Origin of the sequence: Geopsychrobacter electrodiphilus DSM 16401, from assembly GCF_000384395.1 — a bacterium.
GTDB lineage: Bacteria > Desulfobacterota > Desulfuromonadia > Desulfuromonadales > Geopsychrobacteraceae > Geopsychrobacter > Geopsychrobacter electrodiphilus.
The window spans coordinates 881,152-893,744 of the sequence record NZ_ARWE01000001.1; the positions used below are offsets into that span (position 1 = coordinate 881,152).

Genomic DNA, 12,593 nt, shown 5'->3' on the forward strand with positions numbered 1-12,593 from the left:
AGGTCCAAGCGTTGCGTTGTGATTACCTGTAAAGACAACCTAAATGGTTATTATTAGTGCGTTTATTAGAGACAATTTGCTTGCGATTCAAATTTATATCATAGGCGTTCTCATTTGCAAAATTATTTTTTTTTATGTTCAAATATTTCACAAAGCTCAAGAATCTTTATATTTTTCAGTAACAAAAGTTACAAACAAGCATAGGTTTTAACTGAAATAAGGGGAACAAAAAGGAGCGTTGTCGGCTGATAAAGGTGTGCTGCTATACCCCCCCCTTTACGGTGCTTATGGCTAATGTATTGTTTTTAATGTTTGTCGTTTTTTATTAAAATCAGGTCTTCGTGGAACGGGTAACCCCTGAAATATCCCGGTTTCGGTTTTACTACCCAATTAACCCTTCCTGTGGAATAATAACCGCCGAACCCGCAGCCAGAACCGCTGTCCCAATTACTCAATGAGGCTTCTATGCCAGTATCTTCCGCAAATCTCTACCTCGTCGACGGTTCCAGCTACATCTACCGCGCCTATTACGCCATACGTCATCTGTCGAACAGCAAAGGGGAGGCGACCAACGCGGTTTTTGGTTTTACCAAGATGCTGCAGACCCTGATCAATCAGGAGCATCCCAGCCATTTGGCAGTGGTCTTTGACGCCAAAGGACCGACTTTTCGGAAAGAGCTCTATTCAGAATACAAGGCTAACCGTTCGGCGATGCCGGAAGATCTGGTGCCGCAGATTCCGTTAATCAAGGATGTTGTGCGTGCCTTCAAGCTGCCGCTGCTTGAACTGCAGGGGTATGAGGCCGACGATATCATCGCGACCCTGGCCAGGCGCTATGCCGACCAGGGAATGAAGGTCACGGTGGTGACGGGGGACAAGGACCTGATGCAGATCGTGACTGATCGCGTTGGCCTGCTCGACACCATGAAAGGGAAGCGCTCAGGTGAGGCCGAGGTGATTGAACGTTTCGGCGTGCCGCCATGCCAGGTGCTTGAAGTACTGGGGTTGGCTGGCGACACCTCTGACAATATTCCCGGGGTGCCGGGGATTGGCGAGAAGACCGCCAGTGCATTGATTCAGGAGTTCGGTGATATCGAAAACCTGCTGGCCAATATCGATCAGGTCAAAGGGGCCAAGCGGCAGGAGAACCTGCGCGAATTCGCTGACCAGGCGCGCTTGTCGCGCCAGCTGGCCGATCTGGTCTACGACCTGCCCGTGGCGATCGACTATGCGGATCTTGCTCTCTGTCCGCCGGACCATGAACAACTGATCGATCTCTATACGCGACTGGAATTTTATCAACTGCTCGAGGGGTTGGTCGACATCGAGAAAACCGTCAAACGGAGCGCCCTGGCTGGAAATTATCGAACAGTAACGACCTTCGCCGATCTTGAAGCGATGATTGCTCAGTTGCGGGTCGCCGGCCGTTTTGCTTTGGATACCGAAACGACCAGTCTGCAGGCGGTTCAGGCACAACTGGTCGGCCTCTCCTTTGCGCTGGCGGCGGGGAGTGGCTGGTATGTGCCGGTCGGTCATCGCTATCTGGGCGCACCGGAACAGTTGAACCTGCAGCGGGTCCTTGATGCCCTGCGGCCGCTGCTCGAAAGTCAAGAGATCATCAAGGTCGGACAGAATATCAAGTACGATGCACTGGTGCTGCGCAATGCCGGGATTGAACTGGCCGGGATTGGCGACGATACCATGGTCCTCTCTTATCTGATCTACCCCGAATCCAAATCTCACGGACTCGATGCCCTGGCCAATGACCACCTGAATCATCGGATGATCCCCTATAAGGAACTAACCGGTACCGGGCAGAAGCAGATCGGTTTCGCCGAAGTTGAAGTCGAAAAGGCTGCGGTTTATGCCGCCGAGGATGCGGATATCACCTGGCAACTGGCCGAGAAACTCTTGCCTGAACTACCGGCGAGTGGGGCCGAAAATCTCTATCGTGAGATTGAGATGCCGCTGGTTGAGGTGCTGACCCGTATGGAATGGCAGGGGATCAGGGTTGATGCCCGTTTTCTGGCCGGGTTGTCGGCGGAAATGGGGAAGGGCCTGGTGCGGCTCGAAGAAGAGATTCACGCGCTGGCCGGTGGCCCGTTTAATATCAATTCACCCAAACAATTGGGAGAAATTCTCTTTGAGAAACTTGGCCTGCCCCGTGGCAAGAAGACCAAGACCGGCTGGTCGACCAACGTCGAGGTCTTGACTGAGCTGGGTGAAAATCATGAAATTGCTGCGCGGATTCTGGAATATCGCTCGATCTCGAAGCTCAAGAGCACCTACACCGATGCCTTGCCGCAGCTGATCAATCCTGCCAGCGGGCGGATTCATACCAGTTACAATCAGGCGGTCACCGCTACCGGCCGGCTGTCATCGAGTGATCCGAATCTGCAGAATATCCCGATCCGCAGCGTCGAGGGTCGGCGCATCCGCGAAGCCTTTTTACCCGCCGAAGGCAACCTGCTGTTAGCGGCTGACTATTCGCAGATTGAACTGCGGGTGATGGCGCATATTGCCGATGTCGCGGCCTTAAAAGAGAGCTTCGCCGCCGGAGAGGATATTCATCGGCGCACCGCCAGCGAAATCTTCAATGTTTTCCCGGGGATGGTCAGTGACGAGATGCGGCGCCAGGCCAAGACCATCAATTTTGGTGTGCTCTACGGCATGGGCGCCTTCAGCCTGGCCAAGGATCTGGGGATCGGGCGCAAGGAGGCGCAGCAGTTTATCGACAGCTATTTTGAACGCTATCCGGCGGTGTTGAGCTTTATGGAAGAGCGCAAGGTGGAGGCACGTGAGCATCAGTATGTGACGACTCTGCTGGGTCGGCGCTGCGCGATCCCCGAGATCAACAGCAAGAACGGCGCGGTTCGCAGCTATGCCGAACGCAACGCGATCAATTACCCGATCCAGGGGAGCGCCGCGGATATCATCAAGGTGGCGATGGTGAATATTGACAGACGTCTGCGGCAAGAAGGGCTGCAGACGCATATGGTATTGCAGGTCCATGATGAACTGGTGTTCGATGTGCCACCGGCCGAGCTTGAATTGATTAAACAGCTTGTTACGCTTGAGATGGAAAATGCGGTACCATTGTCGGTGCCGGTGGTGGTGGATATCGGCGTCGGAGCCAACTGGAGCGAAGCGCATTAGTATACCGTGAGCATTAGTATACCGTGAGGTGTGAGGCGGAAAGGTTAAGAAGGCCTTTGATTTTACCCCTCACCCTTCACACCTGACGCCTTACGATATTAAAGATCCCAAAGGAAAACGCGAATGTACCGTCGAACCAAAATTGTTGCCACCGTCGGGCCTGCCTGTGCCGATCGTGAAGGGTTGAAAAAGTTGCTTGAGGCCGGCGTCAATGTTTTTCGGCTCAACTTTTCCCATGGTGAGCAGTCGCAGAAGGCTGAGTGGATCAGGATTATCCGCGAACTCTCGCGTGAGGCCAACCGGGCCGTGTCGATTCTGGGCGATCTGCAGGGACCAAAGATCCGCTGTGGATTGATGAAGAACGGCGGCATGGAACTGGTCACCGGGCAACAGGTGGTGGTGACCACGCGCGACCTGCTGGGCGAGAATGGTCTGATCCCGACCGTCTATCAGAATTTGCCGCATGATGTTCGCCCCGGCAACCAGATTCTGCTCGATGATGGAAACCTGGAACTGAAAGTGCTGGCCAATGAGGGGAATGATGTACGCTGTCTGGTGGTGGTCGGCGGAGTGCTGAAAGACCGCAAGGGGATCAACCTCCCCGGCGTCAAGGTTTCGGCCCCGGCCTTGACCGAAAAAGATCTGCTTGACCTTGATTTTTGTATAACGCAGCAGCTTGACTGGGTGGCGCTCAGCTTCGTGCGTTATGCGGATGAAATCCACGACATCAAGCGGCGACTGTACGAACGGAAAAGTCGCATCGGTGTGATCGCCAAGATTGAGAAGCCGGAGGCGGTGGAAAATTTTAACGCGATCCTTGAGGCGAGTGACGGCATCATGGTCGCTCGTGGTGACCTGGGGGTCGAGATTCAGCCGGAGCGGGTCCCCTTGATCCAGAAGCGGATCATCCATAAATGCAATGTGCGAGGGAAGCCGGTGATTACCGCGACCCAGATGCTCGAGAGCATGATCAATAACCCGCGCCCGACGCGCGCCGAAACCTCGGATGTCGCCAACGCCATTCTGGACGGGACCGACGCGGTGATGCTTTCGGCTGAAACCGCATCGGGTGCTTACCCCTTTGAGGCGGTGGCGGTGATGGACAGGGTGGCGCGCGATGTCGAGGCTGACGCCCAGCTGCAGCGTAGTCCGGCTACCCCCGAAAAGGCGCTTGAGCATCGGCGCCAGCCCGAAGCGATCGGTCAGGCTGCCTGTCAGATTGCCGATACGGTCGGGGCCAGTGCCATTCTCGCCTTTACCCAGACGGGTGGGACGGCGGCTTTAGTGGCTAAATTTCGACCGAGTGTTCCGGTGCTGGCGGTGACTCCGACCCAGCATGTGCGGCGACGGATGGCGCTGTATGGCGGTGTGCATGCGCTGCAGGTCGAGATTGAGGGGAGTACCGAAGGGCAGATTCGTTCGGTCGAGACCGCAGTATTGAAACAGGGCTTTCTTAAACGGGGAGACACAGTGGTGATTACCATGGGGAGTCCGGTCTCAGCGCCGGGTACGACCAATCTGATCAAGGTTCATCGCCTGGGCACCGGTGGTTTTTACGAAGTCCATTGAAATTGTCCCCTCTCCCTGAGGGAGAGGGTTAGGGTGAGGGGAACGTTCGCAAAATACCCCTCATCCGGCCTTCGGCCACCTTCTCCCTCAGGAAGAAGGGTTGGTCGTAAACTTAAAAGGGTCACCTGCTATTGATGAAAAGAGGAGGGTTTAATGGCTAGAATCGTATTGATTACAGGGGCTTCGGCGGGTTTTGGTGCGGCGATAGCGCGGCATTTTGCCGCCAAGGGGGATCGCCTGATTCTGACTGCGCGGCGGTTGGAGCGGCTGGAAAAGCTGAGGGCTGAACTCGAATCGAGTGCGCAAATTCATCTGGTGCAACTCGATGTGCGCGATCGGTCCCAGGTTGAAGAGAAGTTAAGGCAACTCCCTGAAGCGTTTGCCGCAGTCGATATCCTGGTCAATAACGCCGGGCTTGCTCTGGGCCTGGGCCCCGCCCAGCAGGCCGAACTGGATGACTGGGATACGATGATCGACACCAACTGCAAGGGATTGACCTATTGCACGCGGGTGCTCTTGCCGGGGATGGTTGAGCGGAACCGCGGGCATGTGGTTAACATCGCCTCAGCCGCCGGTAGCTACGCTTATCCGGGAGCCAATGTTTATGGCGCAAGCAAGGCCTTTGTGCTGCAGTTTTCGGATAATCTGCGTGCCGATCTGCTCGGCACCAGGGTCCGGGTCTCCTGTATTGCGCCCGGAATGGCCGAAACCGAGTTTTCTCTGGTCCGCTTCAAGGGGGATGTCGAACGGGCGAGAGGGCTCTATGCAGGAAGCAACGCCATGACCGCCAGTGATATTGCCCATGCGGTCATGTACGTGACCGATCAACCAGAACATCTGAATATCAACCATATTGAAATGATGCCGATCACGCAGGCTCCGGCAGGACTGAAAGTTTTAAAAACCCCAGGCTGAAAAGAGCTCATTTCAGGATTGACATCCACTTTTACTTGCGGCATCTTCACCTGACTATGCAAAAGCTGACTACGATCACAACCAAAAAAACCACCACCGGCAAGCAGAAAACTCTGCTTGTTCGGAGGACGGTCTGTGGCGCAGACAGCACCAGGTAAAGTTCAATCACCAAGTGTTCAAAACGGCCGCAGACTTCGAGAGTCCTGCGGCCGTTTTTATTTTACCTCCCACAAAAAATGAAGGAGCAACGGAATGAAAGTCGGATTTGTTGGATGGCGCGGTATGGTCGGTTCGGTGCTGATGCAGCGCATGGAGCAGGAGAACGATTTCGTCGGGATTGAACCGGTCTTCTTTTCGACTTCGCAGGCAGGTCAGGATGCACCCTTCGGGGCGGATAAGCTGCTGGATGCCGCGAGCATCGAGGATCTGAAAAAACTTGATGCTATCGTCACCTGTCAGGGGGGGGATTATACCAAGGAGATTCACCCGCAACTACGCGCTGCCGGGTGGAAGGGCTACTGGATTGATGCCGCCAGCAGTCTGCGCATGGAAAAGGATGCGGTCATTATTCTCGACCCGGTCAACCGGGGCGTGATCGATGCTGCTCTGACCGCCGGGCAAAAGGATTTCATCGGCGGTAACTGCACCGTCAGTCTGATGTTGATGGCCTTGGGCGGGTTGTTCCATAACAATCTCGTCGAGTGGATTTCATCCATGACTTACCAGGCGGCTTCGGGGGCAGGAGCACCCAATATGCGCGAACTGCTGGCGCAGATGGGGCACCTTGGCGCTTCTGTCGCAGAGGAGCTCAAGAATCCGGCGTCGGCTATCCTTGACATCGATCGCAAGGTGACCGCTGAACTGCGTGGCAGTACGATCCCGACCGATAACTTCGGGTTCCCTCTGGCCGGTAGTGTCCTCCCCTGGATCGATCGCGAGGTCGAGGGAGGTCAGAGCCGCGAAGAGTGGAAGGGCTTTGCCGAAACTAATAAAATTCTTGGGACAACGACGCCGATCCCGGTGGATGGCCTGTGCGTGCGGGTCGGTGCCATGCGCTGTCACAGTCAGGCGATGACGATTAAACTTAAAAAAGATGTGCCCTTGGCCGATATCGAGGCGATGCTGGCCAACGACAACCAATGGGCCGAGCTCATCCCCAATACCAAAGCCGAAACTCTGGCGCGGCTGACCCCGGCGGCGATTTCGGGGACCCTCAAGACCCCGGTTGGTCGTGTGCGGAAGATGCGCATGGGGGGAGACTATCTGTCGGCTTTCACCGTCGGCGACCAGCTTCTGTGGGGCGCCGCCGAACCGCTGCGGCGGATGCTCAGGCTGCTGCTGGAGAGATAAACCGTTTTGCGGGGCGCAAGGGATTGCGCCCCGTTTTTCATCCCTCATCCCCGTCAGGGCTGATTTTTCTGCTATCATTGAGCCTCGTTTCTGGAGGTTGTAATGACCCTGTTCCTGATCATTTTCCTGTTTATTTATAGCGGTGTCCACCTGCTGGCTATCTGGGCCTGTTATCCCCTGTTGCTTGGTCACGGTGCCCTGACGCTGCTGGCCGCGATCTGGACCCTGCTGATGGTGACGGCGCCGGCAGCCGCCCACTTTTTGGATAAGACGGGACATGAGAGTAGTGCCCGTGCTCTGGCCTGGATCGGCTACAGCTGGATGGGTTTTGTCTTTTATGCCTTCTGTTTCAGTGTGTTGCTGGCCTTTTGGCAGTGCGGGGTCTGGTTGACAGCTTTTGTCTTTCCCCAGGCTCTGGCTTGCTCAATCTATGGTGCCCAGACCGCACTGGTTATTCTGTTGCTGACTCTGACAATCGGCATCTATGGTATTTTTGAGGCCCGGAGTCTGCGAATCGAAAAGCTTAATATCCTGACCGACCGTCTGCCTGCCGGAAGGGCAAGCCTGACCATCGCTCAGGTGTCCGACATGCACCTCGGGATGTTGCGGCGTGATGAGGAACTTGGCCAGGTCGTCTCGCAGCTCAAGGTGCTCAACCCGGATTTACTGATGGCGACCGGTGATATTGTCGATGCCCAGATCAGCCATCTGGATGGACTGGTCAACCTCTGGCAGCAGATTCAACCGCCGCTTGGTAAATTTGCCGTGACTGGTAATCATGAGGTCTACGCCGGCCTGCAACAGTCGATTGATTTTCTCAAGGCCAGCGGGTTCAGCATTCTGCGTAATGCGAGTATTGAAGTGATGCCCGGTATTCAGCTGATGGGGGTCGACGATCCTGCAGGCTCAGGCAGTCAGCCTGATGAACTGGAATTGCTGCGCAGCTTGAGGTCGGATGCTTTGCGGATTTATCTCAAGCATCGGCCCCAGGTTGATGATGCAAGTCTGGGGCTCTTTGACCTGCAGCTTTCGGGTCACAGCCATCGTGGTCAGTTATTCCCCTTCAATCTGCTGACCAGGCTGAAATTTCCGTTACAGGATGGATTCTACCCGCTGGCAAAGGGGAGTCACCTCTACACCAGTCGTGGCACCGGGACCTGGGGGCCACCGATGCGGGTCGGCTCACCACCCGAGATTACCCTGATCACATTTTTGGTGAAAAATGGAGCGAGTCGGTAAAACCTGGGTTGCCACCGGACATATCAAGGTTCTGTAAGTTATGCCAATGAGATGGCGGTTCGTACCGAAGCGCAGCTCATGCAGGGTTGAGGGGAGAGGCTGCTCTGTAGCTCTGGGACCAGAAATCAGTGCGTACCGGAGCAGGCAGGGACGTTTGCTTGTGTTGGCGTTGATCGGGCCCCGAGTAGGTCGCGGGCAGTGAACCGCGCAGTTGATCAACGCCGACAACTACCCAGCCGGCGGAGCGCTCAAACAACTGAACCTGGTCAAGGTAGAGCAGGATATCCAGAAACTTGGGGGAGACCAGGTCTTCTTCACCGGTTCGATAAATGATACGAATCATAATGGAACCTCCCGGGTGTTGTAAGTGATCAAGCTGACATGATAACAGAGTCGGGGGATATAGCACCAACCGGTTAGGGATGGTTTTTGATAGCATTTTTCGTTTAGACTGCAGGAACAATGAGTTCCATTTTTTCGCCTCGTCTTCGGCTGCGGTTCATGCTCAAGCGGCCTGGCGACGCGGCAAGCAGAAAACGCTACTGATTCAATGACGCCGAAAAGGAGACCATATGTCGTGCCGCTTTATCTTGACAGCTTTTGGCAAGGATCGACCGGGAATTGTTGCCGACGTGACACGCGTCCTCTACGAGAATGATTGTAATCTCGAAGAGAACAGTATGACCCTGCTTGCCGATGAATTTACCCTGATCCTGCTCTTCTCAGCTACAGATCAGAGGATTGAGGAGCGCCTGCTCTCTGAATGCCGCAGGCTTGAGAAGGATCGTGGGATTTCGGCGTTTATTCGTGTGCTGGGCGAACGAAGGGTAACGCCGGGTGCGGGAGCACAGGATTACATTGTCGAGGTCGAGGGGCTCGACCAGTCGGGGATCGTCTTTCGGGTCAGCCAGCATCTGGCGGATCTCGGACTGAATATCCTTGATCTCAAGTCCCAGGTCAAAAGTTCGCCCGAAAGCGGTACAGCGCTCTACCAGATGCAGGTTCATATTCAGGCCCCGCCCGGGATGACGGCCGAACAGATTGAGACCAGTCTCGCCCCGGTCGCGGATGAGCTGCATGTCGATATCAGCGTGACGGGCTGAGCGATCAGCTCTTATGGCGTCGCAAAAATTTGCCAACTGCGGTGTTGCTGCAATCGCCTCACTGCTTCGACGTACGTAAGTACGCCTCATTGTTCGACAATTTCGCGCCTTGCATTTGGCCTTTTTTGCTTAGCCATTCAAGCTGATATCTTTTGTGAAAGCATCATGCTTGAAATAGATAAAAAAAGGGATCAGACAATGAAGTCTGATCCCTTTTATTTATGGAGCCACCCACGCGAGTCGAACGCGCGACCTACTGATTACGAATCAGTTGCTCTACCAACTGAGCTAGGGCGGCAATGACTAAAACCCCAAGTCTTTAATATTTAAAATAAAAAAGACCTTTTATTGATCTTGGCTGATCTGGTCAGCCGCACAAACACGGGGTTGAGTGCCGGGATTATGGCTTTATTGGTTTTGACTGTCAAGGGTCTTATATGGATAGAAAGGTTAAACCCAAAACTAAAGGCCCGGTGCATATTGGACAGCCTAGTTTGGGACCAGGATGTCGGAGGTTCGAATCCTCTCGCTCCGACCATTTTTAAGATTAAACTAGATAGTTGAAAGAAAAGCCCGGTCATCGCGACCGGGCTTTTTTGTGATTTATTCCGGACTATTCCGGACATCTTCTGTTTGCCCTACTACGAAAGCGTAAAACCCTGAAAATCTACGGCAGTTGAAAGACCTGTAAATACTTCCAGCTTGTGCAGCCCGATCTCAAGAGTACCGAGTGCAGTTGAGCCAGTAGACAGGACGGTAGTCACCCCATCGACTACAGCATAAGTCAGACCTGTAGCTCCTTTATAAGCCGTCAATGTAAGTGGAGTTTTACTGGTAACAAAAACCCATGTGGTCATTATTTTAAGATCTAGCGCATCGCCCTTTGTATAACTGGCATACAACTTAAATCCATTCGTAAGCGATCCAGCCAGTGTTATGAGGTCATCTGCTGGAGCGTCCCTTATGACCTGAGTCGAGTAGTCAATTCTTACACTACTCTCAACCGTCTGACACCAAGGACATATCTCTGAGAAGATCGCCCCTGCTTCAAACTCATGCCCAACATCACCAAAATGGAGCTTGTCAGGTATCAGGGTTGAATGCAGGACGCTTGAGTATTGCAGATAATCTCTAGTGAAAGCGTTGAGGTTGACAATCTCCAAACCATATTTTTCTGCAATCTCACGCTTAATTTCATTTGCGACAGTTTCTATTGCTTCAGATGTTCTCAGTGGATATGTACCAACATAAGTGGTAGCTACTCCACACGCTAAAACAGCCTGAGTTGTGAGCAGAAACGGTTGGATATCATGGTCATAGCACCAGTTAATTGCAGTCGCTAAATCAGCTTTGAATCCTGACTTAAATAATGTTTCTGTTGTGTATAGCACTCTGTCGTTGATGCCAAATCCTAATCCAATCATTTTTACATCTGAGTAATCAGATGTACCGGCGAACTCAGACTCCATGTTTGCAGATAACGCCCCCCATGAAAGTGTTTTCCCAGAGAACCCTGCGTTATAAACTTTCAGCGTCGAATTGCCAGTAGCATCAATGATTAATGCCTCAAGTATTTTACTGTACGCATTCGGGGACGTATTATCAGTGCCTGCTGGTGTGGTTGCATCGCCCAATAATGCCCCTGCCACAACTCCGGTTGTACCTGTACCGAGTGTTGTTGAATCACCATAAAAAGCAATAGGGAATTTATCTCCATTGAGCCAAGCTTTCCATGCATCATCCAACGTATATATTTTTGGTGGTTTAAGGCCCGAACTGACTAACACTGAACTGGACAACTCAGCACCATAATTTGCATAAACCGTTGCCGCTGATCCCAATTCAAGCTGAACACTATTGATGCTTGCTGTCGATGATGCCAATCTGAGTGATGTTGTTTTAGCGGGGGTTGTTATCGATCCAGTGACATTATTGGACTGGGAGATAAAAGTCCCAAATTTATCATAATACGATATGCGATTAACTGCTGATACTGTTGGATAATATTCTGTAGATTCGTTTACCGGAATGTAATTACTAACAAAATAATTTGCATAATAATACGCACCGCCACCCGTACTTAATAAAAATGAGTTTAAATTTACATCATTTTTATTGAATAGATTTTTGCTTGGAGTGCCAATAATATACGACTCCTTGAGTTTATAATCTCCAATCGTATCCGGCAGAATAGCGTTGCCAGATACCGTTATTTCATGGAATTTCTGATAATCTGTTGCAACAGTTCCTGCCTCTATTTGCATATAGTTTAGCTGGGCATTAAGTGCGCTAATTCGTATGTACACAAATCCATTGCTATCAGATGGGGTTGTTATTCCGTAGTTAAGCAATGCACCGCTTACATACACCATGTTTGAATTATAAATAGCATGTCCGTAAGGGGTTCCACTGATCCTATAACTACTAGATGAATAGAGTTTTATATATTCAGTAGTAAAATAACTTGCATTCGATGATGTTGCCCCTGTAGCAACATCCAAGACGACTCCTGATGTTACAACTGATGTGTCAACCAGATTTTTACCTCTGGCTAAAATAGCTGTATTTTTTATATTAGTTGAAAGTTTGTTTTCTAATTGGGTTATTGCAGAAAATTCCCAGTAATCAGTTGCCGTCGAACCTAACTCTATTTGGCGTGTTGCGAGAGTTGCGTTTAATGCAGATATTTTTATATAATATACGTTTGATGCCGTTGTAAATGCTGTCACGGTATCGGCATATCCTATAAAATCCTGTGCTTTACCATAATAACCCACTCTATAAGCCGATGCTGGGCTGGTAATATAGTTAGTTGAAGGTATCACCCTAATAAATTCGCTTGTATAATATCCTGCATGAGCTGCAAGAGCACCGGTCGTACCGTTTATAAAATATTCGGAAGATACAGCTAACGAATTGAACAAATTTTTACCGCTAGTTATGGCAACGAGAGACGATATATCCGATAATGCTGGGATGATAGCATCGGCTTCTGTTTCTACAACAGCTACCCGGTCATAACTCGACTGTACCCAACCCCCCGCACCATCGGCAATATAGTTGCCGATCAACAGCGGATTAGTATCATTCCCGACATAACCAACTTCATTGGCGTTGCTAGTGATCGCGGCAAGGTTGGCGTAGGTATCAGCACCAATGATTCCGGCGGTCTGCCCGTGGGCCAGGGCGTAGAGTTTGGCGTTAAGGCGGGCGACCAGGTCGGTGTAATTGTCGGTGGTTTTCAGATCGTCGATCGCCATA

8 protein-coding genes and 2 tRNA genes are annotated in these 12,593 nt (G+C 52.0%); 7 read left to right on the top strand and 3 right to left on the bottom strand.

What is annotated here, in order from left to right; translation table 11 throughout:
• Positions 1–465 precede the first annotated feature (465 nt).
• The 5 genes from polA to D888_RS0104105 all read left to right on the top strand — a co-directional run bounded on the left by polA (position 466) and on the right by D888_RS0104105 (position 8,229).
• Positions 466–3,156: a DNA polymerase I gene (gene polA / locus D888_RS0104085; protein WP_020675263.1), complete on the top strand. Its 2,691-nt coding sequence runs from the start codon at positions 466–468 to the stop codon at positions 3,154–3,156.
• A gap of 123 nt (positions 3,157–3,279) precedes the next feature.
• Positions 3,280–4,725: a pyruvate kinase gene (pyk, locus tag D888_RS0104090; RefSeq protein WP_020675264.1), complete on the top strand. Its 1,446-nt coding sequence runs from the start codon at positions 3,280–3,282 to the stop codon at positions 4,723–4,725.
• Positions 4,726–4,878: 153 nt separating this feature from the next.
• Positions 4,879–5,640, top strand: coding sequence for an SDR family NAD(P)-dependent oxidoreductase (locus D888_RS0104095; protein ID WP_020675265.1), 762 nt, complete (start codon positions 4,879–4,881; stop codon positions 5,638–5,640).
• A 252-nt stretch (positions 5,641–5,892) separates the two neighbouring features.
• The gene (asd, locus tag D888_RS0104100; RefSeq protein WP_020675266.1) at positions 5,893–6,990 is read left to right on the top strand and encodes an aspartate-semialdehyde dehydrogenase; all 1,098 of its coding nucleotides are present in this window, start codon (positions 5,893–5,895) and stop codon (positions 6,988–6,990) included.
• Positions 6,991–7,092: 102 nt separating this feature from the next.
• Positions 7,093–8,229, top strand: a complete 1,137-nt coding sequence (locus D888_RS0104105) for a metallophosphoesterase (protein ID WP_020675267.1) — start codon at positions 7,093–7,095, stop codon at positions 8,227–8,229.
• Positions 8,230–8,305: 76 nt separating this feature from the next.
• Here D888_RS0104105 and D888_RS0104110 read toward each other — a convergent pair whose 3' ends face one another.
• Positions 8,306–8,572, bottom strand: coding sequence for a GSU3473 family protein (locus tag D888_RS0104110; protein ID WP_020675268.1), 267 nt, complete (start codon positions 8,570–8,572; stop codon positions 8,306–8,308).
• Between the two features lie 229 nt (positions 8,573–8,801).
• Here D888_RS0104110 and D888_RS20630 point away from each other — a divergent pair, with 229 nt between their 5' ends.
• Positions 8,802–9,332, top strand: a complete 531-nt coding sequence (locus D888_RS20630; RefSeq protein WP_020675269.1) for a glycine cleavage system transcriptional repressor — start codon at positions 8,802–8,804, stop codon at positions 9,330–9,332.
• Positions 9,333–9,554: 222 nt separating this feature from the next.
• Here D888_RS20630 and D888_RS0104120 read toward each other — a convergent pair.
• Positions 9,555–9,630 (bottom strand) — tRNA-Thr (locus tag D888_RS0104120).
• A 173-nt stretch (positions 9,631–9,803) separates the two neighbouring features.
• Between D888_RS0104120 and D888_RS0104125 the strand changes: the two genes are divergently transcribed.
• Positions 9,804–9,870 (top strand) — tRNA-Ser (locus tag D888_RS0104125).
• Between the two features lie 103 nt (positions 9,871–9,973).
• Here the strand turns inward: D888_RS0104125 and D888_RS0104130 are convergent.
• Complete coding sequence (locus tag D888_RS0104130) at positions 9,974–12,592, bottom strand: SGNH/GDSL hydrolase family protein (protein WP_020675270.1); 2,619 nt, start codon at positions 12,590–12,592, stop codon at positions 9,974–9,976.
• Position 12,593: the final 1 nt, after the last annotated feature.